Here is a 26,394-nt window from a genome sequence, read left to right as displayed (position 1 = left end):
TGAGAGCTTTTGAAATCCTAGCACAAAGGGTCAGGACTCAGTATTAGTCCTGACCCACCATGGTGATGCTTCAAGTATGATTGCTCTCGCAATTGGAGTGGGAAGGCTAGATCGGGTGCTCTGCGCTCCTTGGAAGGTGGGGGCTACGATGCAGAGCATAGGAACGATTCAAAACGATCCAATGATCAAAATAATTTAGAGGCGGCATCAAAGGAACTCAGAAATCCACTGGGCATTCTCGGCTGGCATCCCCACGCCCATAAATTCTTCGACACTAGACCCATCCACGACTCCTCGGTAGGCCCAGCGGTTTGCCCGGTCATCCCATTGCATGATGATAGTGACTTGGTAACCCATAGGGTCACTAGGGCGTTCCTTGATGAAACAAATTGCTGCCCCCCATTCCACGTAAGCTTGAAAGCGATCAATGGTTACCTGTCCTGATCTCGGGACTTTCATCACCCGTACTACGTGGTTAAAAGCGGCGCGCTGGAGATCGAAGAGCTTGTTGATCCGAGGATCAGCGGGGTCAACGAGTCGCTGAGCAACCACCGGGGATACCAGAGGAACCGGAGTAGGCGGTGCAGGCAGAGCGGAAACGGGGGAAATTAGGGGGAACATAGGGGTGCATAGTACGTAGTCTGATTTTCCCACGCAGATGGCGGGAATACCGGATTCGGACGATCTGCATTACCCAAGTCAAGATTGCGGGCTATGATGCAGGGCTTCTGGGATGCGTTCCCATGCAGAGCATGGGAACGATCTACGACTTAACGACTAGCCAGGTTAGGTTTGCGGCTTGCGTCAGCCTCCCAGGGTTTACAGCGTCAGGGATTGCACATCGCCTTCGATCAGGGCGGCCAAGTCGCGCAGGAAGCCTGCCGAATCTGCACCGTAGATGATCCGGTGATCAGCGGTCAGGTTCACTTGCATCACCCGCTTCACGCCCAACAAACCGTCATCGGTGGCCACCACAGTCGGCTTGGAAGCGCCCACCGCCAAGATCGCCCCTTGGCCCGGCGGCAAAATCGCATCAAAGCGATCGACCCCGAACATCCCCAAGTTCGACAGGGTGAAAGTGCCGGTGGTGTACTCATCCGGCTGTAACTGCTTGCTGCGGGCGCGGGTCACCAGGTCTTGCCAGTTGCGCGACAGGGAATAGAGATCCACCTGATCGGCATTCTTCAGCACGGGGGTGATCAGTCCACCATCGGGCATGGCCACGGCCACGGCGATGTTGATGTCGCTGCGGTAGGCGATCGCGTCAGGGGCATAGGCCGCGTTCACCACCGGGTGCTTGCGCAGGCTGAGGGCCACGGCCTTGGCCAGCAGGGCGGTCATGGTCACGCCCTTGGACTTCACTTGTTTATAGAGTGCGTCCAGCTTGTCGGTGGTGATTGAGTAGCCCACGCGGAAGGTGGGAACGCTCAGGCTCACCATCATGTTGTTGACCACGGCCTTTTGCAGGGTGGTCATGGCCACGGCTTGACCGGGCATGGGTGGCAAGGGTGCAGCAGCAGCGGCAGCCGGAGCGGGAGCAGCGGCGGGCACGGCTACGGGTGCGGCGATCGGGGCGGGGGCAGCGGCCGGGGTGCGACCGGCGGCCCGTTCCACGTCTTCAGCCACGATCCGACCGTTGGGGCCCGAACCGGTCAGGCCACTCAGGTCAACTTTCAGTTCTTTGGCCAGCTTCTTGGCGCGGGGCGAGGCGATCGTGCGGCCGCTGGGGCTGGCTGCGGGGGCGCTGGCTCCATTGCTGGGGGCAGCGGCCACGGCCACCGGGGTGGCAACGGGCGTGGCGGCCGGGGCCGAAGCGGCGGCCGGGGCGGCGCTGGTTGCGCCACCGGACAGGCCGGCCGCTTGGGCCTTGGCGGCTTCAATTTCCGCTTCGGTTTCGGCAATCAGGGCGATCGTGGAACCCACAGGGGCGGAACCACCGGCATCAACAACGATCGCGGCCATGTAGCCCTCGTTAAAGGATTCCACGTCCATGTCTGCCTTGTCGGACTCGACGATGAGGATCGTTTCGCCTTTGGCTACTTTGTCGCCCGGCGCTTTTTCCCACGAGACGATTTTGCCTTCGGTCATCGTGGAGCTAAGGGCAGGCATGAAGACTTCGTGAATCATGGGCCGATCGTACCGGGGAACGCTAGGACTTGAATGGTTGGGCTGCAATTCGCCAAAGTCAGATTTTACCGTCTGTTGGGGACGGTGGTGGCGTTGGTTGGCGATCGAGCCGTCGGAGTCAGGGATCGATCGTGTCACGCCGGGTGCTCACCGGTCGGTGGCCCCGGAAGCGCCCTAGTTGCGGAGGTCAGCAGATTTCAGATATTCCGTGTTCACGCCCGATTCACGGGTGAGGGCAATTTTGCCGGTGCGGGCCAGCTCGCGCACGCCAAATTTTTCCAGCAATTGCAGAATGGCTACCATCTTGCCCGGGTCGCCCACCACCTCGATCGTGAGGGAGTCGTCAGACACATCCACCACCCGCGCCCGAAAAATTTGCGCCAGTTCAATAATTTCCGATCGGGCACTGCTCGGCGCATTCACCTTCACCAACATCAACTCCCGTTCCACACAGGGCACTTCGGTGATGTCTTGGACTTTGATCACGTTGATCAGTTTGTAGAGCTGTTTAACGATTTGCTCAATGATCCGGTCATCGCCGGACACGATCATCGTGATTCGCGATACGCCCCCTTGCTCGGCAGGGCCGACGGCCAGGCTTTCGATGTTGTATCCCCGGCGGGCAAAAAGACCCGCGATGCGCGTCAAAACGCCGGCTTCGTCCTCGACAAGTACAGAAAGGGTGTGTTTCATGGTTCGGTGAAAGGCTGATGGCCAGAGCGGGCGATCGATCGGGTGCATCCCAAAGGTGAATCACACCCAATTAAGGTGAATCGCACCCAATGCTGATCCCAATTCCCAATCGCATTCCAAATCTTGCGACAGCCTTTCAGTATAGAAGGCTGGCGAGATCTGTGGGTGCAAGGCCCTGGTTCGGAGTCTGTGGACTGTTCTTGGGGATAACCGATCGAAGATCGCACCGCCAACGGATCTTGAAGGCGTGATTAGAGCAACGGAATGGAAGGACGAGCGGCCAACCAACTATTGGGCGGCCTAGTGGGCGGCAGCGCCACCGAGGTAGAGTTCCGCCACCTTTGGATCGTTGAGCAGATCGCGGCCGGGCCCCGTGAAGCGATCGCGCCCTGCTTCTAGCACATAGCCCCGATCGGCCATTTCCAAAGCCTTGCGGGCGTTTTGCTCAACCAAGATAATCGAAGTGCCTGTGCTGTTGATGGCCTTAATTTGCTCAAAAACGTCGTTGACCAAAATAGGCGAAAGCGCAGCGGAAGGCTCATCCAACACCAGCAACGCCGGTTCCAGCATCAGGGCCTTGCCCATGGCCAGCATTTGCCGCTCACCGCCGGACAATGTGCCCGCTCGCTGGTGGCGGCGCTCGTGCAATCGGGGGAACATGGTGAAGATGCGTTCCTTCAGCGACCCGATCGGTTGTTCTAGGATGAATGCGCCCATTTCCAGGTTTTCTTCGACCGTGAGCGATCGAAACACGTTGGCAATTTGCGGCACGTAGCAAACGCCCCGTTGCACCACCTCATTGGCCTTCAGGTGCCCGATCGACTCGCCATGGAACAAGATCTGGCCCCGATTGGGGTTCAGCAGCCCCGCGATCGTTTTGCCCAAGGTGGATTTACCCGCACCGTTGGGGCCAATGATCGCCACCAGTTCCCCAGGGGCCAGGGTCAAATTCACCCCTTGTAAGATGTCGAGGCCCTTCAGGTAGCCAGCGTATACGTCTTGGACTTCAAGGAGAACTGACACGATCGAGCAGGGGTGGAAGTTTCAACTAATCGTAATACCATTTTTGGCAAATGCCATTTCTGGCAAATGCCTTGTTTTGGCGAATGACCTGGGGTTCAGCATGGAAAACTCAACCATGGCCGCGAAATTGCTGTTGGAGCAACTGATTTCTCCGGAACAGTTGGCCCCAATGCTGTCGGATCCGGATTGGGTGGTGGTGGACTGTCGGTTTTCCTTGGGCGATCGCAACTTGGGACAACAGCAATACCAAACTGCCCACATTCCCGGCGCGGTCTATGCAGATTTGGAGCGGGATTTGTCTGGGCCCGTTGGCCCCCACGGCGGTCGGCATCCGCTGCCGGTGATCGATCGCCTGGTGGATCAATTGGGCTTTTGGGGCATTGACACCGATCGGTGGGTTGCGGTCTACGACGATTCCCAATTTGGGTTTGCGGCCCGGTTCTGGTGGCTGTTGCGCTATTTGGGCCACGATCGAGTGGTGCTGCTGGATGGCGGTTGGTCGGCCTGGCGAAGAGCTGGTTTGCCCACCACCAGCCAACCCAGCCACCCGATCGTCCGTCAGTTTGTGCCCCGCCCGCGCTTGGAACTGCTGGCCTCGATCGACACCATCAAACAAGCCCAGCGGTTGGCAGAAGGAACCATCATTGACTCCCGAGAACCCGCTCGATATCGCGGTGAAGTGGAGCCGATCGACCCCGTAGCTGGCCACATTCCCGGAGCCATTAACTATCCTTGGGTGCAGGTTTGCGACCCAGAAGGCCGCGCCCACTCGATCGCCTCCCTGAAATCCCACTTTCAGGACTTGCCCCCCAATCCGCCCCCGATCGTCTACTGCGGTTCCGGCGTGACGGCCTGCGTTAACCTGTGGGCCCTGGCCCGCGCCGGGTTGCCCCAAGCTCGTCTCTACGCTGGCAGTTGGAGTGACTGGTGTTCCTATCCGGATTTACCCAAAGTCACTGCTCCGGCTGAGTGAGTGTGTTTGAGGAGCCTAAATGATGATTCTGCTGACTGATCGATCGTTGAGGACAAGGGGCTAGCAATCACCAAAAACAAGGGGCTAGTAATCACCAAAAACAAGGGGCTTAAGCCCCTTGCCCCTGCGGTTGTTGTTCTTTGAATCAACTTTTCAAGGTAATTTTTCTAATCAAATCTAATCAAAGAGCTTCTCAAGAATTTCCCTCAAAAGAGCTTGAATCTTCCAACGGAGCATGATCAACATGGCCCTTTCTGAAAAACTCATTGAACTGGTTGTCGATAAAGTGCTCATTGGCGGCATTGTGCTGATTGCCGGTTATTGGTTAAACAAGCGATTTGAAATTTTCAAAAGTGACATCAATGAAAAATATCGCCAGCGCCAAATCCTAGTCGATTTAAAAAATCAGCAGAAACAGCGCGTTGCCGAATTAGAGCAAGAAATTGTGCTGGCTCGTCATCAAGCGGAACTGGAATTCCTGGAGCGCCAAATTTCCGAATTCTATTGGCCAATTTACTTACGCCTTGAAAAAGATAACGCCATGTGGCAGAGAATCGCCACTTTGGGCGCAAGAGACCATGCATTGCCGGATTCTGCCGGAGAAATTATTGAGCGGGACTTTATTTTAAAAAATCACGATGAAATTGTTGCAATCATCGAATCCAAAATTCACCTAGCTGAACAGGCAGAGAATAGCCAAGAGTTGATTGAAGAATTGCTGAAATATCTGAAACATGTGGCAATTTACAAAGCTGTGCGATCGATCGAATCCATGCGCGGGGTGAACCCAATGGATTTAAACGAACCCTTTCCGTCCAAGCTGTTTCCCCTCATTCAGCACAACTTTCGATCGCTCCAAGCTCGGTATGAGCAACTGAAGCAAGCCAAATTCCGGGACTTGAACCCCTCCTGAATCAATCCGGGCGATCGCCCAGGCCTCGGCGGCCAATTCACCAGCCATGGCCAGCGCGATCGCTGCAATTTCTCCTTTTTGGTCGCTTTAGCGTCCCGATCGCGCCCATATTTGCAAAGATCTGCATTTAAACAGGGTGGTTGTCGCCCTTAATCGCAAGTTAATCGCTCTGATTCCTCGGGATCTATAAACTTTTGCAAAGGGGCGATCGGCCTTCAATTGACCCGGCCCGATTCCGGCGCGATCGCCCTAAAGCCCCACCCCTCAACAACTTGATGGTCAACCCGATCGTCAGGGCGATCGGCCCGGGAAGACTCCAGCGACCCATTCTCTGAAACTCGACTTAAGATTTATTCTCAATAATGCGAGCTTCTTGCAAATGCTCATTTGTACCTGTTACCATTTGGCAGAGGGAAACGCTTCAGGTCAAACCTCGCCAACCCCTATGTTTTCCTACACACCACAGTCCCTAAAAGCCGAGTTAAACGAGCGCGGTTGGCGGATGACTCCCCAACGCGAAGTGATCCTTAATGTCTTCAAGGATCTGCCCGAAGGTCGCCACCTCAGCGCCGAAGATCTGTATCACTTGCTTGAAGAGCAAGACCAAGGCATCAGCCTTTCTACGATCTATCGAACTCTGAAATTAATGTCGCGCATGGGCATTTTGCGCGAACTGGAATTAGCAGAAGGCCACAAGCACTACGAACTGAATCAGCCCTATCCCCATCATCACCATCACTTAATTTGCGTCAAGTGCAACAAAACGATCGAATTCAAGAACGATTCGGTTTTGAAGATGGGAATTAAGCAATCGGAAAAAGAGGGCTACCATCTGCTCGATTGCCAGTTAACCATCCACGCCATTTGCCCCTCCTGTCAGCGATCACTCTTGCCGCTTTAGTCTGTGAATGATGATCCTAAATTAGGGGTTGGCTGAGTGGAAAACCATTGAGCCAACCTTTGATTATGATCGGGCGTGCTAGGCTTTGGTGTTCTGAAATTTCGGTATTTTGAAACTCGGTTGTTTTAGGGGCTTAAATTTTGGTTCACCTGATTGATTCGGGGCTATAAAAACGGTTTCAGCACCTTGAACTATCTGAGAACTATCTGAACCCAGTGAACTAATCGAGTGAACTAATCGATCGAGTCTTGATCATCCAGATTGCGATCGCCAGAGTCTTGATTGTCTAAGTCTTGAGCGCCATAGCCTGGATTGCCATAGTCGATCGGCAAACGTGCCAATGCTGGTTCCCCATGAACCGGATGATCAGCGATGCCTTGGGCGGTTTGATAGTGCAGCCCCCAGTTGTGCATCGCTTCCAGCACTGACCACAGGGATTCGCCCAGCGGCGTGAGGGAATATTCCACTCTGGGCGGCACTTCTGGATAAACTTGCCGGTGAACAATGCCATCGGCTTCCAACTCCCGCAACTGCTGAGTCAGCATTTTTTGCGTCACGCCCTGAAGCGCTCGCCGCAGTTGAGCAAAGCGCATGGTTCCTGCAAATAGCTCGCGCAAAATCAGGACTTTCCATCGCCCATCAATAATGTTGAGTGTTGTCTCAACGGCACAACTGAGGCGCGTGAAGCCTGTGGTGGGTGCTGGATTCGGGGTAATCATGGGCGATCGATCCTCATACAGCGAAGGAAGCCATAGCAAACCATATCAAAAGCAATATAGATCAATTTCTTCAAGTTGATGGTTGAAATGTTTCTTGAATATGCCCTTGAATACTCGCTTGAGTTTTTTAGAAACTGCGCTGAAAAATTACACTTAGAAACTGCACTTAGAAATTGCATTTTCAAGAAAATCTAAAATTGAATTTTGACTTAAGAATATTCTCAAGCTTTTCCTATTCTTAGGTCTCTTCATTGAATTAGTTAATTCGGTTGATTGCGTTGATTGAGTGGCCGGGTGGTTTCTTTTTGGTAACTACCGCACTTTTTTGTGCGTACTTGTTGCTGCCAAGGGAAGCCCCTAGGATCAATTCAATCGCCTAGTTTACTGAACCGAGAGAGAGTTTTAAGCATGACTGCTTCTAATGAGGCTGTGATTGCTGATACAAAGCCTGAAGTGATTGAACTGACACCGGGAAAATATTTCTGGTGTACTTGTGGTCGATCGGCTGCTAAGAAATTCTGCGATGGTTCCCACCAAGGAACGAGCTTCACGCCCTTCGCCTTTGAGGTGACAGAAACGAAGAAGGTCGCGATTTGTAATTGCAAGCAAACTCAAAATTCACCTTTCTGTGATGGTTCTCATCAGCCGCTGGTGGCTCATTAGGACTCGAATTCGGTAAAAATGGCTGATTTTTCGGTGCATTGAAATGGTCAAAGGCTGATCAGATCATGATCCTGAGGTGAATCGGCGTTACCAGTGGTTTCGGTTGTTGATGTGATTTGCTGATTGCTGGATTTTGCGTTTCTGAGTTTTGCGTTTCTGGATTTTGCAGGGTTTGATTAGGTTGAACAGTGGAGTAATTGAGCCATGACTATTTCGTCTTCTGCTGCTGCCTCGATCGCCCTGACCGCTGCGGGCAACATCACGATTCGGCGATCGGGCGATCGGGGCCATGCCAATCATGGTTGGTTGGATAGCTATCACAGTTTTTCGTTCAGCAGTTACTACGACCCCAATCACATGGGATTTCGGACGTTGCGAGTGATCAATGAGGATGTGATTGCCCCCAAGCAAGGGTTTGGCACCCATGGCCATCGCGACATGGAAATCGTGACCTATGTGCTGAGTGGGTTGCTGGAGCACCGGGACAGCATTGGCAACGGCTCCCTGATTCGGCCGGGCGATGTGCAACGGATGAGCGCCGGAACGGGCATTTTGCATAGCGAATTTAATGCGTCGGATTCGGAGCCGCTGCACCTGTTGCAAATTTGGATTTTGCCCGATCGCAACAACTTGCAACCGGGCTATGAGCAGGTGTTCTTTGCGCCGGAAGACAAGCAGGGGCGGTTACGAGTGGTGGCTTCGCCCGATGGTCGCGATGGCTCGGTGACGATTCATCAGGATGCGCTGATTTTTGCCAGCTCGTTGGCGGCGGGCGATCGGGTGGTGCATCAATTTGCCAGCCCTGAGCGTGGCGGATGGTTGCAGGTGGCTCGTGGGGCGATCGCCCTGAATGGGGTGACGCTGGAGGCGGGCGACGCGGCGGCCATCACGGCCCTGGAGCAGGTGGAAATTACGGCTTCCGAGAATGCGGAGCTGTTGCTGTTTGACCTGGCTTAAGGCTGGCTTAAGGCCGAGCCAATGGCCGCTGCGTGGATCATGGATTCGGAGGGGCGATCGCTTGACGACGGAGCCGCAAAACGATTGCATGGATTCGATCGCTGTTTTTAGGGCCTGATCCCGAATCCATGAGCACCAACGGCAATCCGTTTCACGATCGCCCCTCTCAACCGGGCGCTGATAGCCTGCCGGGTGACCAACTGCCCCCCGAAGACTACGCCCGCAAGCTCTATGAAGTGCAGTTGCGGGCGGAGGAGCGCCGCTTGCGGGAAGAGGCCCGGCAAATGGCGATCGCGCGGCGCAATGAGGTGTTGCGGCGGGTGCAACAGGGAACCTATTACCTGATTGTGGCCCTGGAAATTTTGATTGGGATGCGATTCCTGTTGCAATTGACGGGAGCGAATCCCCGCAGTCCCTTTGCTCAGGGCATTGAGTTTTTGGCCAGTCCTTACATTGGCCCCTTTTCAACGTTATTCCCGGTGTTTCGGTTTGGTCAGTTCAATGCGTTGGATCTGAATGCGATCGTGGCGATGCTGACCTATGCCCTGTTGGGGGTGCTGTTTGTGCGGCTGCTGAAGATTGTGTCGGATTAGCCGATCGGGGCCAGTGATGACCATCGAAGGCGAGCGATCGAGGGCGTTGGGTCGCAGGGGAGCAATGCCCATCCGGCAGCCCCAAAGAAAAGTCTTGACTCGCGATCCATCAAGTCTTGCGGCGATCGAGCGCATCGCCCAATCCTTGAATGATGCCGCGGCCAATGAAGCCGAGGCCTCGGCCGATCGCCTGGAGCACCATCAGGGCCCCACGACCGGCCAGGGTGACCGTGGCCCGCACCCGAGGGGCGATCGCGTCGCGGGCTTCAATCAGCAACGTGACCCCCAAGGGCACACCGGACAGGGCCCGCCACTCCTGGTTGCGGGGCGCATAAACCGGCAGGGCCACAATGCCCCGATCGCTGGCCGTCAGCAGCCAATAGCGACTTTCGTAGATGGCTTTGGGTTCGCTGACCCAGCGTTGCACTCGATATTTCCAAGCCAGGTCATTCCGAAACCGTTCCACTTCCCGGGTGGGCAACCAGCGCCGATCGAACAGAGCCAGCTTCAGGCCTTCCCGATCGCCATAGCGATTCAAAACCGGTTGCACCACGGCGCAGGCCAAACAAAGCACCAGGTTATGCAGCAGGGCACTGGCCCGATCGAGGGCGGCCCCGGTTCCCGCCTCCACCGTCACCCCATCCACCGTTAGGGGCAGACCCCACAGCAGATGCTCTAGCAGGGGGCCCAATTCCACGGCGCGATTCAGAATGTCTGTGGCCACGATCGGCCAATCCTGAAGCAATCGATCACGTTGGAGCCGCAAGGCCCCACTGCCCGATCGCAGGGTTGAGCGCTCCGTGAGCCAGTCGCCTAAAAAGTCATCCAGAAGCTGAACCCACCAGGTTTGCAACAAGGCTTCCTGTTGGGCCAGCAGCCGATCGCCCCGCAGTCGATCGCGGCGCACTTCCTCCAGACCCCGTTCCACCCGCCGCAACACCAGGGCCAACAGTTCCCGGCGGCGATCGGGATGCAAAATTTCAATTTCCAGGGGGGAACCGGTCAAATTCACCAGTCGATCGACCGTCAGCCGGGCCACCGCATCGTCAAAGAGGGTCGATCGCCAAAGGGTCAGGTCTAGGGCGGTTGGTGTGGAACCACCCGCCGGATCCTCAGGGGGTGGGGGTGGATTACGGCTGGAGTCGATCGCTCCGAAGCCGATTGGGCGATTGGGTGGCGCATTGGCCGATGGATTGGCCCCACCCGCAGCCTGATTAGCGGCTGAATTGGTCGGTTGCGTTGGTGGGCGGTTAATCGGGCGCGTTGCCGATCGACCCAAAGGCGAATTGAGCACCGATGCTGACGATGCCGTATCGTCCTCTGGATCCCAGCCGCTCCCGCCCCGATTCGTTGGATCCACATTGGTTGGATCCAGATTGGTCGGATTGGTCGGATCGATATTGATCGATGGGTCGGGAATGCCGCCCGCCAGCCAGCCCAAAACCGAGCGGGCCGCCCGCAACTCGCGCTGCCGGCCCGCCAAGACCCACTGATCCCACCAAGGGCGATCGCGTCGTTGGGCCAACGTGGCCCCGTCTCGTAGGGCCCGATCAACCTCCAGCCACTGGGATTGGAACCAGCGCTGCCGATTGCTGAGGGCTGGCGGTCGGCTCAATTGTCCCTACCCCAACTAGCGAGGTGTGGCAGCGGGAGCCGGTGCGGGCGCTGGACGCAGGGCCCCCGGACTGATGAAGCCCAGCTCCGCCAGTTGTTGATAGGCCTTGGTTCCCAAATCTCGCGTGGGGCTTTGGCTCGAAACAATCTGCACCAACAGAGGAATGGCTAATTCCGGTTGATTTTGGGCCCGGTGAACCAAGGCAAGCTGATAGGTCGATAAATCGCGCATTTGGGCCGCTTCAAGGGCGTTCTTGCGCTGTTCTTGGGAAATGCGGTTGTCGATCGCGGAAAATGCACCAGACAATTGCTGATGGAAGTTCGACAACTGGTTAAACACCTGTCGAGCTTGCTGCAAGCGCTGTTGAGCCAAACCGTAGTTTTGGGACTCGATCGCGCGGGCAGCTTCGTCCATCAAGCGTTGACCGCCGGCCATGCTCAACAGTCCCGTTGCTTGAACCACCGCCGGTTCAGGGTTAGCTGGCGTGGCATCGGGCAAATTCGTTTCTTGGGCCCGCACGCTGGGGGCCAGCGCGGCAACTGCCAACAAGGGAAAAACAACACGCAGCAACCGGGGGAATCGAAGGGCTAGCATGGGCTGGGTGGATTGATTAGGAGCCGCTTGACATCCTCCCCACCCCAAAGGCGTGGGGATTCTGGTGCTAACCAAGCAACCGAGGTTGCTCGACTAGACCATGGGTTGACGCTTCATGGGCCGCCACCAGCGAACTGGATTCACGCTGGCCTCTGCGTCCGTTTTGAGTCTCGGACTGCCCGCCCGCGACTGGGATCAAGCCACTCTCCAAGGGCGAGGCTTGTATCCATTACTTTGGTCAAATCGGCTCTATTCTACGACAAGGTTCGATCGCCCTTGGGCCCCTCCGCGCCCGATCAGCCTAGATTGGTGGCGGCATTGACCATTCTGGCTGGCTGATTTCCGTCGCCGTCGATGACCCCCCTGTCGTCTTCAGGGCAATCTGCTTCCCAGCCTGTTTCCAGCCTGTTTCAGGAGATATTCCCCGTGGCGGATTTGCAACCTTCTTCTCATCCCGTGCCGTCCGATTTGGACTCTGTGGGGGCCGTTGGTGTGCCGCCCCAGTTTCTGGGCCTGGTGTTGCAACGGGGCGGAGATGAAGTCCTCCTAGAAAAAGTGCCCGATCGCTTCGTGGTGCGCCCCAAAGCCGCCCAGCCGATCGATCCCACCCGTCTGCCGGACGTAACCCAGGTGCGACCTCTGGGGCGAGGCGTGGCCCTGGTGGAGTTGCTGGTGGCTCCGGCCCAGTTGGATTCGGTGATGGATGAGGCTCGCCGATCGGGAGCCTTTGACTACGTGAGCCATGTTTATCAGTACCAAGGCCAGGGGGCCACAAGGGTTTATTTGGGGGATGAGGTGACGATCGTGTTCCATCCCACCCTGGTGGCCCAGGCGGTGGATGCGATCGCCCAAGGCCTGGGGCTGGTGTTGGTAAAACCCCTGGACGGCGTTCCCAATGCGTTTATCTATCGCCTGAGCGATCGAACGCCCCTCAACCCCCTGAAAATTGCCAACACCCTGCTGGAAAATCCGGCCGTTCTAAGCGCCGAACCCAACGCCATCCTCGAAAGCCAGCCCTTCTACCGGCCACGGGATGGGTTTTACAGTTCCCAGTGGTATTTGCAAAACAATGGGGGCAGCAGCATCACCGCCGGTTCCCACATCGATGCGGAAAAAGCCTGGGACATTACCCGGGGCGATCGATCCATCATCATCGCGATCGCCGACGATGGCATCGACCTCAGCCACCCGGACTTTCAGGGAACCGGCAAAATTGTCAGCCCCAAAGACTTTAAAGACAACGACTTTAACCCCCTGCCCGGCACGCGGGACGACAGCCACGGAACCGCCTGCGCTGGGGTTGCCGTGGCCGAAGAAAACGGCAGCGGCATTGTGGGCGTGGCTCCCCGTTGTGCCTTGATGCCCATTCGCACCACCGGCTATTTAGATGACCAAGCGGTGGAAGAACTGTTTGATTGGTGCGTGTCCCGGGGGGCCGCCGTGGTTTCCTGTAGCTGGGGCCCAGGCAGCATTTACTTTCCCCTGTCCACCCGGCAGCGAGCGGCCCTTAACCGAGCCGCCACCCAGGGCCGCAACGGCAAAGGCTGTGTAATTGTGTTTGCGGCCGGCAACGCGAACCGGCCCGTGAATGGCACGGTGAATGAGCAGGGTTGGCCCAACAAGGTGTTGTCGGGATCCACAGAATGGCTGTCCGGGTTTGCGGCCCACCCGGACGTGATTGCCGTTTCCGCTTCCACCAGCTTGAACCGCAAAGCCGCCTACAGCAATTGGGGCGATAACATTTCCGTTTGCGCCCCCAGCAACAATGCACCGCCGGGAATTTGGTTGCCGGAAACCGGCGCAATTCTGACTCCGCCCCAGGTGACCAGCAACCTGGCCGGAGCCGGAGTGTTCACGACCGATCGCCTGGGGTCAGCGGGCTACAGCAGCACGGACTTCACCGCCGACTTTGGGGGCACATCCAGCGCTTGCCCGGTGGTGGCGGGTGTGGCGGCCCTGGTGTTGTCCGCGAATCCCAACCTGACGGCGCGGGAAGTGAAACAAATTCTGGAATCAACGGCGGACAAAATTGTGGACACCAACGCCGATCCACAGTTTGGATTTCGCTACGGTTCCTATGACAGTCGCGGGTTTTCCCGGTGGTTTGGCTACGGCAAGGTGAACGCTTACAAGGCGGTGTTGGAGGCCCGAAGACGGGCGGGCGGCGGCAGTCCGGCTCCGAGTCCTGGCCCAACCCCCAGTCCTGGCCCGCTGGGGGATGACGTGACGGGCCATTGGGCCGAAGCGTTTATTCGCCAGTTGATCCAACGGCAAATCATGAGCGGCTACAAGGAGGATGGCACCTTTCGCCCCAACACCAACCTGACGCGGGGGCAGTTTGCGGCCCTGTTGGTGAAGGCTTTTCCCAGTTTGCCTAACCTGCGATCGGGGGCGAAATTTTGGGATGTGCCGGCCAGTTTTTGGGCCGCCGGGGCGATCGACCAATGCTATCGACGCGGATTGCTGGCAGGGTTTCCCGACGGCAGCTTTAAGCCCAATGCCAACCTCACCCGGGCCCAAGCGTTGGTCGCCCTGGTGAATGGCCTGGGGTTGACGGGGGGAACCTTGAGTGTTTTGAGCTATTACAGCGATGCGATTCGGATTCCCAACTTTGCCCGCGACGCGATCGCCACGGCCACGGTGCGGCGCATGGTGGTGAACTATCCCGACCTCACCCGCCTGGAAGCCGAGCGGGCCATCACCCGGGGCGAAGTGTCCGCCTTCCTTTACCAAGCCCTGGTCACCAAGGGCCTGGCCAGCGCCCTGCGATCGCCCTACATTGTCGATTTGGGCAGCAACAACGCCAACAGTGATCCGGCCAGCAGCGCCTTCAGCGACATCACCGACCATTGGGCCGCCCCCTTCATCAATACCCTGGCGGCACAGGCCATTCTCAGCGGTTACGAGGACGGCTCGTTCCATCCCGATGAGCCGATTAACCGGGCCCAATTGGCGGCGGTGTTGGTCAAAGCCTTTGATCCAGGCGATCGGCGATCGGGCAAGGTCTTTCAAGATGTGCCATCGGGCTATTGGGCGGCGGCGGCGATCGATCGCGCCTACCGGGGTCAGTTCCTCTCGGGGATGGATGCCGATCGATTTGGCCCCGAGTTGGGTGTGCCCCGTTGGCAGTTGGCCGCGGCCCTGGCCGGGGGGCTGGCTTGGCCCGATGAGTCCCCCGAAGGCTTGGCAGTGCTGGACGATCGCGCCGAAATTCCCAGCGCCGTGCAGGGCAAAATTGCCGCTGCCCTCAAGCGCCAAATCCTGCAAGGGCAACCCAGTCCCGATCGCCTGAATCCCAACCAACCCACCACCCGCGCCGACCTGGCCAGCTTCATTCACCAGGCCCTGATCGCTGAAGGGCGATTGTCTTAGAAGTGGTCTGAGGAGTTGCCTGGGTGATTGGCCAAGTCCTCGTAGGCCTGGGGGCCAGGGCTTGAGCATCTGGTCTCTGCTGATTGATGAGGCTCACCCGGTGGCGGTTTGGGCTGTTTAGACCTCCTGGGCGATCGGTGCTCCCTGGTTGTGGAAATCACGCCGGGCCTAGACCTCTCGGCCAAATCCGGCACAATAGGGACATTGGCCCCATGGGCTAATCAACCGCGCTGGTCAACAGTACAGTGCCACGCCCCAACCCATTCGCATTCCAATTGCTGCTCCATCCCTGACCATGACTCATCCCTTTTTGGAACGGTTGCATCACCCTTCGCGTCCGGTCATCGTTTTTGACGGCGGCATGGGGACGCTCCTCCAGGCGCAGAACCTGACGGCCGATGACTTTGGCGGCCCGCAGTATGAGGGGTGTAATGAGTATTTGGTGCAAAGCAAGCCGGAAGCCGTGGCCTATGTGCATCGGGAATATCTGAAGGCGGGCGCAGATGTGATCGAAACCGACACCTTTGGGGGCACATCGATCGTCCTGGCGGAATACGATTTGGCCGACCAAGCCTATGCCCTTAACCGCAAGGCTGTGGAACTGGCCAAGGAACTCACCCGCGAATTTTCGACCCCAGAAAAACCGCGTTTTGTGGCCGGTTCCATGGGGCCGGGAACCAAGTTGCCGACCCTGGGCCACATTGACTACGACACGATGAAAGCGGCCTACGCGGAACAGGCTCGCGCCCTCATCGATGGTGGGGCTGATTTGTTGATTGTTGAAACCTGCCAAGATGTGTTGCAAATCAAGTCAGCACTGAACGCGATCGAAGAGGTTTTTGCCGAGCAAGGATCGCGGATTCCGCTGATGGTTTCGGTGACCATGGAAACCACCGGCACGATGTTGGTCGGGACGGATATCAACGCCGTGGTGGCGATTTTGGAACCCTACCCGATCGATATTTTGGGGTTGAATTGTGCCACCGGCCCCGATCGGATGGCGGAGCATATTCGCTACCTTTGCGAGCGATCGCCCTTTGTGGTGTCCTGCATTCCCAACGCGGGCTTACCGGAAAACGTCGGCGGCCATGCCCACTACCGCCTGACCCCGCTGGAATTGCGGATGGCCCTGCACAAATTTGTGGAAGATTGGGGCGTGCAAGTGGTGGGCGGCTGCTGCGGTACGCGCCCCGATCACATCAAGGAATTGGTCGGTATTTCCGAATCCTTGCAACCGAAAGCCCGCGAGATTCGGGTTCCTGAAAACTTGGAACCGGGCCGGTTCGATCGCAACCCATTGCATTACGAACCCGCCGCCGCCTCGATCTATGGAACGCAGCTTTATCAGCAAGATAATTCCTTCTTGATTGTGGGTGAGCGGCTCAACGCCAGCGGTTCCAAAAAATGCCGCGAACTGCTGAATGCGGAAGATTGGGATGGGCTGGTTTCCCTGGCCAAAGCCCAAGTTCGCGAAGGAGCCCACGTGCTGGATGTGAACGTGGACTATGTGGGCCGCGATGGCGAACGGGATATGCGGGAGTTAGTTTCACGGCTGGTGAATAATGTCACTTTGCCGCTGATGTTGGACTCCACGGAATGGCAAAAGATGGAAGCCGGTTTGAAAGTGGCCGGCGGCAAATGTTTGCTGAATTCCACCAACTATGAAGACGGTGAAGAGCGCTTTTTGAAAGTGCTGGAGCTGGCCAAAACCTACGGCGCTGGGGTGGTGATCGGGACGATCGATGAAGACGGGATGGCCCGCACCGCCGAAAAGAAATTCGCGATCGCCCAGCGAGCCTATCGGCAAGCGGTGGAGTTTGGGATTCCCGCCCATGAAATCTTCTTTGATACCCTGGCCTTGCCGATTTCCACCGGCATTGAAGAAGACCGCAAAAACGGAGCCGCCACGATCGAATCAATTCGCTTGATTCGGGAAAATCTGCCCGGCTGCCACATTTTGCTCGGTGTTTCCAACATCTCCTTTGGTCTGAATCCGGCGGCGCGGCAGGTACTGAACTCGATGTTCCTGCATGAATGTATGCAGGTGGGAATGGACTCCTCGATCGTCAGTGCGGCCAAAATTTTGCCCCTAGCCAAAATTGAGCCAGAACACCAGGAAGTCTGTCGCGATTTGATCTTCGATCGCCGCCGGTTTGAGGGGGATGTTTGTGTTTACGATCCCCTGACCCAGTTAACTCAACTCTTTGAAGGAGCCACCACCAAAAAAGCAGCGGGTGTAGATGAAAATCTCTCCCTAGAAGAGAAACTGAAACGCCACATCATCGATGGCGAACGGTTGGGTCTCGAAGCCATTTTGCAACAGGCGATGACCCAATATCCACCCCTAGAAATCATCAACACCTATCTGTTGGATGGGATGAAGGTGGTGGGGGAATTGTTTGCCTCGGGTCAAATGCAATTGCCCTTTGTGTTGCAATCGGCGGAAACCATGAAAGCGGCGGTGGCCTTTTTGGAACCGCACATGGAGAAATCCGAAACCAGCAACAACGCCAAGGGGACTTTCGTGATCGCCACGGTCAAGGGCGATGTGCATGATATTGGCAAAAACCTGGTGGATATTATCCTCACTAACAATGGCTATCGGGTGATTAATTTGGGCATTAAACAGCCCGTGGAAAACATCATTGATGCCTACGAGCAACACAAGCCCGATTGCATTGCCATGAGCGGTTTGTTGGTGAAATCGACGGCGTTTATGAAGGAAAACCTGGAGACCTTCAACGATCGCGGCATTACCGTGCCCGTGATTTTGGGCGGCGCGGCCCTCACGCCGAAATTTGTCTATGAAGATTGCCAAAAGACCTATCGCGGTCGGGTGATCTATGGCAAAGATGCCTTCTCGGATCTCAGCTTTATGGATAAGTTGATGCCCGCGAAAGCCGCTGAACAATGGGATGATTTCCAGGGCTTTTTAGGGGAATTTGCCGATGATCCGGCGGCGCTGGGTCGCTATGGCCAAGCTAAAGCAGATGGCGACGATGCGGCCGAAAAACCCGCTAAAGCCGAGAAGCCAAAGGTGATTGACACGCGGCGATCGGACGCGGTTGATCCGCATATCGATCGCCCCCAACCGCCGTTCTGGGGCAGCCAATTGTTGAACCCATCGGACATTGCGATCGAGGAGGTGTTCAACTATCTCGACCTGCAAGCCTTGTTCGTCGGTCAATGGCAATTCCGCAAACCGAAGGAGCAATCCCGCGAGGATTACGATGCCTTTATTGATGCCAAAGTGCGGCCGATTTTGGCGGAATGGAAAGCCAAGGTGCTAGCGGAAAACCTGTTGCAACCGCAGGTGATCTATGGCTATTTCCCCTGCAATGCGGAGGGGAATACGCTCTATATCTACGACCCGGAAGCAGTCAGTGCGGGGCAAACCAACCTGGAGCCGATCGCCCAATTTGAGTTTCCGCGCCAAGGTTCCCTGCGTCGCCTTTGCATTGCTGATTTCTTTGCGCCGAAGGAGTTGGGCATCTTTGATGTGTTCCCGATGCAAGCGGTGACGGTGGGCGAAATTGCCACGGAATACGCTCAAAAACTATTCGGGGCGAATCAATATTCCGATTATTTGTACTTCCACGGGATGGCGGTGCAAACGGCGGAAGCACTGGCGGAATGGACGCACGCTCGCATCCGTCGGGAGTTGGGGTTTGGCGCGCAGGAACCGGATAGTTTGCGGGACATTTTAGCCCAGCGTTATCAGGGATCGCGCTACAGCTTTGGCTATCCGGCTTGTCCGAATATTCAGGATCAATTGATTCAGTTGCAGTTGCTGCAAACCGATCGAATCAACATGTATATGGACGAGAGCGAGCAGCTTTATCCGGAGCAGTCCACTACGGCGATCGTTGCTTACCACCCGATCGCGAAGTACTTCACCGCGTAGGCGCAATTTTCACCTGAATGACCAGGGACTGAGATTTTTCTCAGTCCCTTTTTATTGAGTAATAAGTAGATCAGAGTCAATTTTTGGGTAATGAAAACTGTAGCTTGTAGAGTAGACCAGACCCACCATTATCCAAGTCAAGTAACACTTACTCTTCAAAGCAAAAATTACCTATTCTCGAAACATTGTCAAATTGCTTCGGTATGGGCTATGGGTGTACATGGACTACCCTACAAACTAGGATTTGTTAATGATTCAGTTTCCTGCTCAAGGAGATGAACTTGTCGATATCCTAGTGCTTTTTCAGGATCAAAAGAAACAGTAAATATCAAGTGAGCGTAATTCATTTCTTGACTAACAGAAGTAAATGGAACAGCATGACAAATAATTGGAAATCGATTATTGGGAAGGTTGATTAAACATTTTGATACATGGGCAAGAATTCGACTGCCCCCAAAAATATAGCTCCGCTCTTGAACGACTTTCAACTCAGGTAGAGTCCACCAATTAAAAATAATTTCACCATCAGACTCATCAGTCAGTCCCCAGAGTAGGCGATATTTTTTTGGTGTAAGAGTGAGTAAACCTGCTCCATTTTCAAGCTGTCTTCGCCTCGCCATATAAATAATGGAAGAGTCAGATGCAAGATTAATAACTGTTTTGAAACTCGCCAATCCGCCAACAAGGTCACTATAATTTAATAATGTGAAAATATCACCAACCACTGCATCATCGTCTGCAATTATATTTGTCATCAAAATCAAATTACCCTTAGCTAGTCCCTCAAAATCAAACGTTTTTCCAAGTCCATCTAGCTTGGAAGGTTGACCAAAACCTTTTCCACCTTTGCGTTTTGCTTTCGTCATTATTTTCTCCTATTCACAAGTATCAATAAATCAATTTTGATCGGAATATAAGTTTGAAAATTTGCAGAGTGGATATAACTAAGTGTCACCTAATTATAGTAGCACTTACTTCTCAAAGTAACAATCATCTGCTCCCAAATCATAATCAAATTGCTTCAGTGAGTAGGGTGAGCAATGCCCACCGCTATCCAGCCAGAAAGCACTCATCCACAAAACAATGATCGCTTCTTCCCACAGTGCGATCAGATTGCATTAGCGATGGATTGTAGGTATAGGTGGGCAATGTCCACCCTACTGCTACTCTCACTGAATTTCAAGACAATCGAGAGTGATAATCTACAAGGCTTGCTTCACGATGCGTATAAGCGTTCTACTGATCGTCAACTCACCGCGAAGCCATCATATTGGCGCATGAGGGGCGAGTGATAAGCCAGCACAATTTCTTCTTTGGGAATTCCACGCTCGACTAGCTCGTTGGCAACCCCAACTTCTGTGCCGTCATATTGAATCCAAACTTTTTCTTGCTCTAGATCAATGTGAATTAATGTGCCATAGACCCGGCGTTCTTCAAGCCAGCCTGTGCGCAGCAGTTGATAGCGATCGCGCTCCACATCAAACATCAACTTCATCTGAATTTCGCCATAGGCAGGCTGGATCTGACTATGTTCAACCAGAACCTCTTGAATGATTTTCCGATAGCGTTCTAGTTTATCCATTGAATCCCTCCGGTTTTGATGTTGTAAACCACAATCAAAATCTGCTGCTCTTTCACAATTTCTTCAACAAATTTAAGTCTAAAAAACTGATCATATATTTGACTAGGTACAGCTAGATATAACTTTCTATGCGCTTCCTGAGCACGCAACGCATGGCGATAATTGAAATATTGACCGACAGCCGTGTGGAACTCGGAAATAGCTGAGGGGTGAGTGAAGCTTTTGACCTCGACGGCAATTTTCTCGGAATCGCGTTGAGCCGCAAGTAAGCGTTCTGCCCCCAGATCAATTTGCATTTGCACATCACCATAGTCCACAGGAAAAGGATCATGGGTAATCTCCCAGCCCTCAGCCATCAGGGCTGACTTGACAATATGGTGAAACAGATCTTTTGCCATCAGTGACCACCTCCGACACCACACCCCTCGACGGATTGCAGCATGTTAAGCAGAGATTGCAGATCCCGTTGCATAAATCACCTGAGCAGAAGAAAGAATTTCGTGGCGGCGTAGATAGTTGCGACTGCTGGCAATTCCTTGGCGGGTAATTAAATCAATCTCCCGATCGAACATAATTTTCAGCTTTGCTTCCATACGGTCTAAGGTGCTGAATGTGGGGCGAGCTTCTGGATGAAACTCAACCATAATATCGATGTCGCTGTCGGGTCGGAAATCGTCGTGGAGAACAGAGCCAAAGAGCGCGAGTTTAACCATTTTCCATCGTTGGCAAAACTCAGCAAGCTGTTCTGGAGTAATCCCTAATCGAGATTGCAGTTTAGGATTGAGTTGCCGTGTAGTCATTAATCGTCGTCTCTGTTGTCTCTAATTCAATGGTTTACAGGGTTAGATTAATGTCATGCGTGAAAATCTTATTGCTAGTCAACTCACTGCAAAGCCATCATATTGGCGCATGAGGGGTGAGTGATAAGCCAGCACAATTTCTTCTTTGGGAATTCCACGCTCAACTAGCTCGTTGGCAACCCCAACTTCTGTGCCGTCATATTGAATCCAGACTTTACCTTGTTGTAGATCAATGTGAATTGTGGACGATCGAGCCGATCGAGCAATAGGTCTCAATGGTCGATCGCCCTGTGGCCTAATTTAATCCTCCGTTGTTACCAAATCCAACAGCGATCGCCCCAATAGCCGCGCGTCCTCATCAGACATCACCAAACACAGCGATTCCGTTTGCCCCAAGCAGTCATCCAAGGCTTGAGGCTGCTTCAACGCAAAGCTCAAATGAACCTCATTCGTTAAATGACAGATCCGTTTTCCCACGATCGTCACACTGGTGCGATCGCTCATCAAAGTCATGTCATGGGTCACCAGCGTTTGAATCTGCATTATCCTTCTCTCCTAATGATTTGGGGGTGTTTTGGAACACTTGGGGATACTTTGAAAAGGCTTGAGGACTAAACTTCAACCCAGAATCCAATTAGCCCTTCAACACTTGACACATCAGCCAGAGCAAACAGAACATTACGACTCGGATTCATTCAAGGCAGCCGTTAGATCGGGAATAAAAGTGGCGTACATTCCCCGTAAATCACCGGGCTTGAAATCGTAAGCCAAATCTTCGGGATAGTTGTTGGCTACGAATTGGGGCCGACGCGATTTTTGCCCATGACAAGCTAGGCAACCGGGAGATACATTAATGCGGCGAAAATAATGCGTTCCGGGCTGACCATTCACTTGGCCACGCTGCCACAAGCCTTGTAGTTCGGAATTAGCTGAAAACTGTTCTAAGGCCGCCAATTCTGTGGCGTTTTGGGGCCGGTGTTCTGGATTTCGATACTTCTGGGAAACTTGGCGCAGTTGCCAACCTTCCGTCTGGGCGATCCGTTTGGCTTCCATCCCCACCGGCTTGCACACGGTTTTCATGGTTTCGGCGGTGGGGGGTTCAGTTTTGCCTTCCAAGGTGGAAGCGAGTCCCGATCGCAGGGCATCGAGATTTTCAATGGCTTCCACGGCTTTGGCCAACTGATCGGGGCTGGTATTGGCTTGGGCCGTCGGGGCGATCGCGCCATTCAGACCGATCGCCCAAATGAAAGCGATGCCCAACATTAGGATTCGTCGCATGTGGATATCTCCGGTGGGGAAAACGTTGCAAGATCAATCAACGATTGAGCGCAAAGTCCTAAATACTTCGGATCCGAAAGGAAATAAATTCGGGCATTTCCTTCCTTCCGACAAGCAACCACTCGAGCCATTCGCAGCATTTGCAAATGCTTAGAAACATTGGCTTGGCTCAGGTTGGTTGACTCGCTAATTTCAGTTACGTTGCACTCACCTTGGCAAATGCGCCAAAGAATTCCTAATCGACTGCGATCGCCCAGCAATTTGAATAGGTCAGCTAGCCGATCTAAATCAGGATTGGCAGCAGCAGCAGCCATTTCAGCCGACAAGTTCAACACAGAATCAGGTGTGGTGCGGGGCATGAAGATTGGGGCCAAGGTTTGGCCGAACAGATTGGGTTACGGGCCGCAGGAGCGAAAGACCAAATAAAAGCTTCAGCCCCCACAGTTCAAACCAGGGTAGCCCAATTCCCCATTGCATTTTGAGTAGGAAGTAGCGTTCAAAGGCGGCTTTTGCCCAATTCACCCAAGCGCCTCGGGTGGCGTAGGAATAGCGTCGTTGACCATTGGCAGGATCGGGCAAGATGGGAGCAGCAATATAAGCAATGCCGGTTTGGCCAAACTCCGCAAAGCAAAGGGCTTCAAGGGTGGGAATTTGGTGCGGACTGGGCAAGGCTCCCAAGTCCACGGCGATGTTGTAAGCCACCGCAGCGCCCATGGCTTCGGTCATTTGACCACTTTTGGGCAGCCCGATCGGGACAGGTGTGTGATAGGGCTGCTCTAGATGCACACTCACCCCCAGGGCATAAATCCGCTCGTGGTCTTGGTGGCGCTGGGTGGGCAGGATCGAGATAAAGCCCCGATCGTTCCCTAGCCCAGAAGCCTGCACGTATTCCGCACCTCGGAAGGCGGGCAAAATCATCGCGTAACCAAAGGGAAATTGGCGACCATCACTGAGTTCCACCCGATCGGGCAGCACTCGGGCGATCGCCGCATCGGTCACCACCTGCACCCCCTGTTCTTCCAAAACGCCTTCCGTTAGCTCGCGAGCCATGTACAGATCCGGCAGGCCCAAATAGCCCGCATAGGGTTCCGGCGTGATGTAGGTGATCGTTACCCGATCGCGCAGGCCGCGTTTACGTAATTCCTCATCGGCCAACAACGCAAACTCATAGGCCGGGCCCAGGCAACCGGTTTTAGGCGCAGCTCCCACCACCAAATCCGTCGGATTTTCCAGAAAAGCTTCCCAGACCTCCCGGGCTGTCAGCGCATGGGCCGGACTACAAACAGACTGGGTATAACCCCCGTGGGGCCCCGACCCGGGGATTTCATCAAAGGCCAACGAAGGACCGCTGGCAATGACTAAGTAGTCGTAGGAGAGTACCTGATCATTGGCGAGTTGCACCGTTTGTCGATCGGGATCCACCCGCACCACCGCACTGTCCACCCACCCCAACCCATGGCGCTTGCAGAGGGAAGCCACATCAAGCTGCACATGCTCCAGGGGAATTTTGCCCAGGGCCACCTGAATCAGGCCCGGAATGAAGGTGAACTGGGGACGGTCAGACACCAAGGTAATTTGATGCCCGCCCTTGAGCCAATGTCGCAGTTCATAGGCCGTGGGCAAGCCGCCTAATCCTGCGCCGATCACGATTACCTGTGCCATTGCCGGGTGCTCCCTTGTTTCATACTTGCTTATTTAGTTATATAGTTTATTATACAGAAAGCGGCAAGGCCCGATCGCACCCCCAAGGTTCAACCGACCAGTTCGATCGCTCCTTACATTGACCCCCTGTTGATTGATTCCTGGTCGCCGGTCGGTTCCCGTGGCTGACCGAGCCACCCCTCGCCGCCTCATCCCCCATTGCGGAGTTTTTTTTCGGATGTATCACCTCAGCAAAGTCTTGAATTTGTCCTTTGATGAAGCCATTGCCCACACCAAAGAAGCCCTGAAACAGCAAGGCTTTGGAGTGCTGACGGAAATTGATGCCAAAGCGGCCTTTAAACAAAAACTCGATGTGGAATTCCGGCGCTACACCATCTTGGGAGCCTGCCATCCACGCATTGCTTACAGCATCTTGCAAACGGAAGACAAAGCTGGCGTTTTTTATCCCTGCAACGTGGTGGTGCAAGAACAAGAGGGCGGAGCCGTGGAAGTGTCCGCGATCGACCCCACAGTCATGTTTGCGGCCCTCGAAAACCCCGGCGCAAAGGGGATTGCTCTGGAAGCGAAAACCCTGATGGACAAGGTGATGGAGCAGCTTTAATCGCCTCCCTCAGAAACCCTTGGGGCAAGCCTGAACCTGAATGAGACTGCATCGCAATTGGGCGATCGGGCAGGGCGTGGCCCGCCAAACAAGGCTTCAGGCTGTCTCAAGAATTTGCCCCAAGCATTCAGTCCTAAAGTTTGACCATTTTCAGGATTGATGATTCTCAGGATTAATGACTTTCAGGGTTGATAATTCATCACTCAACCGCTGGGAGATTGATCACGCCAAGATTCAGAGTTTGGAGAAAAACAAATCGGAGAAAAATGCATATGTGGACATTACTATCACTGTTGCAAAATCAACTGATTTGGTCAGTTCCAATCAGCATGATTGTCGGAATTCTATTTGGCTTAGCAACAGACCCCAGCGGTCTCAAGGATCTGATTGTTCCCCTAACTTTCTTAATGGTTTACCCGATGATGATTAACTTGCAATTTGGCAAGTTAGTGGCCGGGGGAAACTGGAAGCTGCAAGGGGTCGCCCAATTCATTAACTTTGGAGTTGTGCCCTTTTTAGCCTATGGCATCGGCTGGCTCTTCTTCCGCGATCAACCACTGATTTGGCTAGGGTTGCTGTTAACGGGATTACTTCCCACCAGCGGCATGACCATTTCTTGGACAGGCTTTGCAAAGGGAAACCTAACAGCCGCAATTCAAATGACCGTGATCGGCTTGATTTTAGGTTCTCTAGCCACTCCGCTCTATGCTCAAGCTTTGCTGGGACGAGCTATTGAAATTCCTTTGATGGAAACCTTTAAGCAAATTGCGATCGTGGTGTTTTTGCCCATGATTTTAGGTTTGGTCACGAAAAAAGTGCTGATTTCAACGGTGGGAAAACAAAAGTATGAGGGGAACCTGAAGAAAAAGTTTCCGGTCTTTTCAACCCTGGGCGTGCTGGGAATTGTGTTTGTGGCAATGGCCCTGAAGGCCAAGGCAATTGTGGCTTCACCACTGGTGTTTTTGGGCTATTTCGGGCCGTTGGTGCTGATTTATCTGATCAACTTTGTGTTGAGCACGGTGGTGGGCAAAGTCTGGTTTTCGCGCGAAGATGCGATCGCCCTAGTCTATGGCACGGTGATGCGCAATTTGTCGATCGCTCTGGCCATCGCCATGACAGTATTTGGGGCTAAGGCCGGCGCTGAAATTGCTCTGATTATTTCTATGAGCTACATCATTCAGGTGCAAGCGGCGGCTTGGTATGTGAAACTAAGCGATCGCTGGTTTGGCAAACCCGTAGCGGAAGGTCTGTAGCGACTGGGCTGTTTTGAGGCGATCGAGGGCAGTATAAATCGATCGCCAAGTGTTTCGCGAGGTTAGTTACCAGTTAATTGGAGATTGTGCCTATTTTCATGGGTGCAATCTTCGGCAGTGAAAGGGCGATCGCTTGCTGTATTGGAGTGCGATCGATCGCCACAGCGCTAT

Annotated in this window: 25 protein-coding genes and 2 pseudogenes; 10 read left to right on the top strand and 17 right to left on the bottom strand. The window is 54.4% G+C overall.

The features are described 5' to 3' along the window. Nucleotides 1-207: 207 nt before the first annotated feature. From ACZA91_RS07745 to ACZA91_RS07730, 4 genes are all read right to left on the bottom strand, one after another. Nucleotides 208-357 (bottom strand): hypothetical protein, encoded by a 150-nt coding sequence (locus ACZA91_RS07745; protein ID WP_463185867.1) that lies wholly within the window; start codon nt 355-357, stop codon nt 208-210. 462 nt (nt 358-819) lie between these two features. Continuing rightward, on the bottom strand, nt 820-2,127 hold the full coding sequence (locus ACZA91_RS07740) for a dihydrolipoamide acetyltransferase family protein (RefSeq protein ID WP_463186408.1): 1,308 nt from the start codon (nt 2,125-2,127) through the stop codon (nt 820-822). Between the two features lie 174 nt (nt 2,128-2,301). After that, nucleotides 2,302-2,820, bottom strand: a complete 519-nt coding sequence (ilvN, locus tag ACZA91_RS07735) for an acetolactate synthase small subunit (RefSeq protein ID WP_099533066.1) — start codon at nt 2,818-2,820, stop codon at nt 2,302-2,304. Between the two features lie 300 nt (nt 2,821-3,120). After that, nucleotides 3,121-3,843, bottom strand: a complete 723-nt coding sequence (locus ACZA91_RS07730; RefSeq protein WP_199858033.1) for an ABC transporter ATP-binding protein — start codon at nt 3,841-3,843, stop codon at nt 3,121-3,123. A gap of 115 nt (nt 3,844-3,958) precedes the next feature. On the opposite strand from ACZA91_RS07730, the gene ACZA91_RS07725 reads away from it, so the two are divergent. Together ACZA91_RS07725 and ACZA91_RS07720 are read left to right on the top strand one after the other, a co-directional pair. Next, nucleotides 3,959-4,816: a sulfurtransferase gene (locus ACZA91_RS07725; protein ID WP_463185864.1), complete on the top strand. Its 858-nt coding sequence runs from the start codon at nt 3,959-3,961 to the stop codon at nt 4,814-4,816. Between the two features lie 244 nt (nt 4,817-5,060). Further along, complete coding sequence (locus ACZA91_RS07720) at nt 5,061-5,729, top strand: hypothetical protein (RefSeq protein ID WP_463185862.1); 669 nt, start codon at nt 5,061-5,063, stop codon at nt 5,727-5,729. Between the two features lie 184 nt (nt 5,730-5,913). Here ACZA91_RS07720 and ACZA91_RS07715 read toward each other — a convergent pair whose 3' ends face one another. After that, entirely contained in the window at nt 5,914-6,057 is a 144-nt protein-coding gene (locus ACZA91_RS07715; protein ID WP_463185860.1) for a hypothetical protein, read from the bottom strand. Between the two features lie 117 nt (nt 6,058-6,174). Here ACZA91_RS07715 and ACZA91_RS07710 point away from each other — a divergent pair, with 117 nt between their 5' ends. Then, nucleotides 6,175-6,630, top strand: coding sequence for a Fur family transcriptional regulator (locus tag ACZA91_RS07710; RefSeq protein WP_099531468.1), 456 nt, complete (start codon nt 6,175-6,177; stop codon nt 6,628-6,630). 389 nt (nt 6,631-7,019) lie between these two features. Here the strand turns inward: ACZA91_RS07710 and ACZA91_RS07705 are convergent. Further along, a pseudogene (locus tag ACZA91_RS07705) lies at nt 7,020-7,349 on the bottom strand (winged helix-turn-helix transcriptional regulator); the annotation flags it as partial. 408 nt (nt 7,350-7,757) lie between these two features. Between ACZA91_RS07705 and ACZA91_RS07700 the strand changes: the two are divergent. From ACZA91_RS07700 to ACZA91_RS07690, 3 genes are all read left to right on the top strand, one after another. Further along, nucleotides 7,758-8,012 carry a CDGSH iron-sulfur domain-containing protein gene (locus tag ACZA91_RS07700; RefSeq protein ID WP_463185857.1) on the top strand — a complete coding sequence of 85 codons (255 nt, stop codon included), beginning with the start codon at nt 7,758-7,760 and terminating at the stop codon, nt 8,010-8,012. A 204-nt stretch (nt 8,013-8,216) separates the two neighbouring features. Then, nucleotides 8,217-8,969, top strand: a complete 753-nt coding sequence (locus tag ACZA91_RS07695; protein WP_463185855.1) for a pirin family protein — start codon at nt 8,217-8,219, stop codon at nt 8,967-8,969. 128 nt (nt 8,970-9,097) lie between these two features. Then, complete coding sequence (locus ACZA91_RS07690; protein ID WP_463185853.1) at nt 9,098-9,562, top strand: YggT family protein; 465 nt, start codon at nt 9,098-9,100, stop codon at nt 9,560-9,562. Between the two features lie 109 nt (nt 9,563-9,671). Here the strand turns inward: ACZA91_RS07690 and ACZA91_RS07685 are convergent, their stop codons facing one another. After that, complete coding sequence (locus ACZA91_RS07685; RefSeq protein ID WP_463185852.1) at nt 9,672-11,177, bottom strand: DUF3685 domain-containing protein; 1,506 nt, start codon at nt 11,175-11,177, stop codon at nt 9,672-9,674. 15 nt (nt 11,178-11,192) lie between these two features. Continuing rightward, the gene (locus ACZA91_RS07680; protein WP_099531474.1) at nt 11,193-11,771 is read right to left on the bottom strand and encodes a hypothetical protein; all 579 of its coding nucleotides are present in this window, start codon (nt 11,769-11,771) and stop codon (nt 11,193-11,195) included. 354 nt (nt 11,772-12,125) lie between these two features. Here ACZA91_RS07680 and ACZA91_RS07675 point away from each other — a divergent pair, with 354 nt between their 5' ends. Further along, on the top strand, nt 12,126-15,143 hold the full coding sequence (locus ACZA91_RS07675) for an S-layer homology domain-containing protein (protein ID WP_463185849.1): 3,018 nt from the start codon (nt 12,126-12,128) through the stop codon (nt 15,141-15,143). A 295-nt stretch (nt 15,144-15,438) separates the two neighbouring features. Next, the gene (gene metH / locus ACZA91_RS07670; RefSeq protein ID WP_463185847.1) at nt 15,439-19,047 is read left to right on the top strand and encodes a methionine synthase; all 3,609 of its coding nucleotides are present in this window, start codon (nt 15,439-15,441) and stop codon (nt 19,045-19,047) included. 230 nt (nt 19,048-19,277) lie between these two features. Here the strand turns inward: metH and ACZA91_RS07665 are convergent, their stop codons facing one another. From ACZA91_RS07665 to ACZA91_RS07625, 9 genes and pseudogenes are all read right to left on the bottom strand, one after another. Then, nucleotides 19,278-19,913, bottom strand: coding sequence for a hypothetical protein (locus ACZA91_RS07665; RefSeq protein ID WP_463185845.1), 636 nt, complete (start codon nt 19,911-19,913; stop codon nt 19,278-19,280). Nucleotides 19,914-20,293: 380 nt separating this feature from the next. Then, a complete protein-coding gene (locus tag ACZA91_RS07660) occupies nt 20,294-20,629 on the bottom strand; it encodes an element excision factor XisI family protein (RefSeq protein WP_463185843.1) in 336 nt (111 codons plus the stop codon). Then, nucleotides 20,617-21,030: an element excision factor XisH family protein gene (locus tag ACZA91_RS07655; protein WP_463186407.1), complete on the bottom strand. Its 414-nt coding sequence runs from the start codon at nt 21,028-21,030 to the stop codon at nt 20,617-20,619. The genes ACZA91_RS07660 and ACZA91_RS07655 overlap by 13 nt, the downstream gene beginning before the upstream one ends. A gap of 42 nt (nt 21,031-21,072) precedes the next feature. Beyond that, complete coding sequence (locus ACZA91_RS07650; protein WP_463185841.1) at nt 21,073-21,429, bottom strand: nucleotidyltransferase family protein; 357 nt, start codon at nt 21,427-21,429, stop codon at nt 21,073-21,075. A 78-nt stretch (nt 21,430-21,507) separates the two neighbouring features. Beyond that, nucleotides 21,508-21,672, bottom strand: a pseudogene (locus ACZA91_RS07645) (element excision factor XisI family protein); the annotation flags it as partial. Between the two features lie 57 nt (nt 21,673-21,729). Beyond that, entirely contained in the window at nt 21,730-21,972 is a 243-nt protein-coding gene (locus ACZA91_RS07640) for a hypothetical protein (protein WP_393012574.1), read from the bottom strand. Nucleotides 21,973-22,107: 135 nt separating this feature from the next. Further along, nucleotides 22,108-22,707: a Tll0287-like domain-containing protein gene (locus tag ACZA91_RS07635; protein WP_463185838.1), complete on the bottom strand. Its 600-nt coding sequence runs from the start codon at nt 22,705-22,707 to the stop codon at nt 22,108-22,110. Next, nucleotides 22,692-23,021, bottom strand: coding sequence for an ArsR/SmtB family transcription factor (locus ACZA91_RS07630; RefSeq protein ID WP_393011373.1), 330 nt, complete (start codon nt 23,019-23,021; stop codon nt 22,692-22,694). Before ACZA91_RS07630 ends, ACZA91_RS07635 begins: the two co-directional genes overlap by 16 nt. Before the next feature lie 25 nt (nt 23,022-23,046). Continuing rightward, on the bottom strand, nt 23,047-24,369 hold the full coding sequence (locus ACZA91_RS07625; RefSeq protein WP_463185836.1) for an NAD(P)/FAD-dependent oxidoreductase: 1,323 nt from the start codon (nt 24,367-24,369) through the stop codon (nt 23,047-23,049). 160 nt (nt 24,370-24,529) lie between these two features. Between ACZA91_RS07625 and ACZA91_RS07620 the strand changes: the two genes are divergently transcribed. Next, on the top strand, nt 24,530-24,970 hold the full coding sequence (locus ACZA91_RS07620; protein ID WP_463185833.1) for a DUF302 domain-containing protein: 441 nt from the start codon (nt 24,530-24,532) through the stop codon (nt 24,968-24,970). 272 nt (nt 24,971-25,242) lie between these two features. Continuing rightward, entirely contained in the window at nt 25,243-26,223 is a 981-nt protein-coding gene (locus tag ACZA91_RS07615) for an arsenic resistance protein (protein WP_190532960.1), read from the top strand. Nucleotides 26,224-26,394: the final 171 nt, after the last annotated feature.

The organism is Limnothrix sp. CMB-01, assembly GCF_055193175.1.
This window is presented reverse-complemented; position numbering and strand designations above follow the sequence as displayed.

Coding starts and splice junctions, on each gene's coding strand:
- ACZA91_RS07745 (WP_463185867.1), bottom strand. CDS start 357: ATGGGTTACCAAGTCACTATCATCATGCAATGGGATGACCGGGCAAAC.
- ACZA91_RS07740 (WP_463186408.1), bottom strand. CDS start 2,127: ATGATTCACGAAGTCTTCATGCCTGCCCTTAGCTCCACGATGACCGAA.
- ilvN (WP_099533066.1), bottom strand. CDS start 2,820: ATGAAACACACCCTTTCTGTACTTGTCGAGGACGAAGCCGGCGTTTTG.
- ACZA91_RS07725 (WP_463185864.1), top strand. CDS start 3,959: ATGGCCGCGAAATTGCTGTTGGAGCAACTGATTTCTCCGGAACAGTTG.
- ACZA91_RS07720 (WP_463185862.1), top strand. CDS start 5,061: ATGGCCCTTTCTGAAAAACTCATTGAACTGGTTGTCGATAAAGTGCTC.
- ACZA91_RS07715 (WP_463185860.1), bottom strand. CDS start 6,057: ATGGGTCGCTGGAGTCTTCCCGGGCCGATCGCCCTGACGATCGGGTTG.
- ACZA91_RS07710 (WP_099531468.1), top strand. CDS start 6,175: ATGTTTTCCTACACACCACAGTCCCTAAAAGCCGAGTTAAACGAGCGC.
- ACZA91_RS07700 (WP_463185857.1), top strand. CDS start 7,758: ATGACTGCTTCTAATGAGGCTGTGATTGCTGATACAAAGCCTGAAGTG.
- ACZA91_RS07695 (WP_463185855.1), top strand. CDS start 8,217: ATGACTATTTCGTCTTCTGCTGCTGCCTCGATCGCCCTGACCGCTGCG.
- ACZA91_RS07690 (WP_463185853.1), top strand. CDS start 9,098: ATGAGCACCAACGGCAATCCGTTTCACGATCGCCCCTCTCAACCGGGC.
- ACZA91_RS07680 (WP_099531474.1), bottom strand. CDS start 11,771: ATGCTAGCCCTTCGATTCCCCCGGTTGCTGCGTGTTGTTTTTCCCTTG.
- ACZA91_RS07675 (WP_463185849.1), top strand. CDS start 12,126: ATGACCCCCCTGTCGTCTTCAGGGCAATCTGCTTCCCAGCCTGTTTCC.
- metH (WP_463185847.1), top strand. CDS start 15,439: ATGACTCATCCCTTTTTGGAACGGTTGCATCACCCTTCGCGTCCGGTC.
- ACZA91_RS07665 (WP_463185845.1), bottom strand. CDS start 19,913: ATGACGAAAGCAAAACGCAAAGGTGGAAAAGGTTTTGGTCAACCTTCC.
- ACZA91_RS07660 (WP_463185843.1), bottom strand. CDS start 20,629: ATGGATAAACTAGAACGCTATCGGAAAATCATTCAAGAGGTTCTGGTT.
- ACZA91_RS07650 (WP_463185841.1), bottom strand. CDS start 21,429: ATGACTACACGGCAACTCAATCCTAAACTGCAATCTCGATTAGGGATT.
- ACZA91_RS07640 (WP_393012574.1), bottom strand. CDS start 21,972: ATGCAGATTCAAACGCTGGTGACCCATGACATGACTTTGATGAGCGAT.
- ACZA91_RS07635 (WP_463185838.1), bottom strand. CDS start 22,707: ATGCGACGAATCCTAATGTTGGGCATCGCTTTCATTTGGGCGATCGGT.
- ACZA91_RS07630 (WP_393011373.1), bottom strand. CDS start 23,021: ATGGCTGCTGCTGCTGCCAATCCTGATTTAGATCGGCTAGCTGACCTA.
- ACZA91_RS07625 (WP_463185836.1), bottom strand. CDS start 24,369: ATGGCACAGGTAATCGTGATCGGCGCAGGATTAGGCGGCTTGCCCACG.
- ACZA91_RS07615 (WP_190532960.1), top strand. CDS start 25,243: ATGTGGACATTACTATCACTGTTGCAAAATCAACTGATTTGGTCAGTT.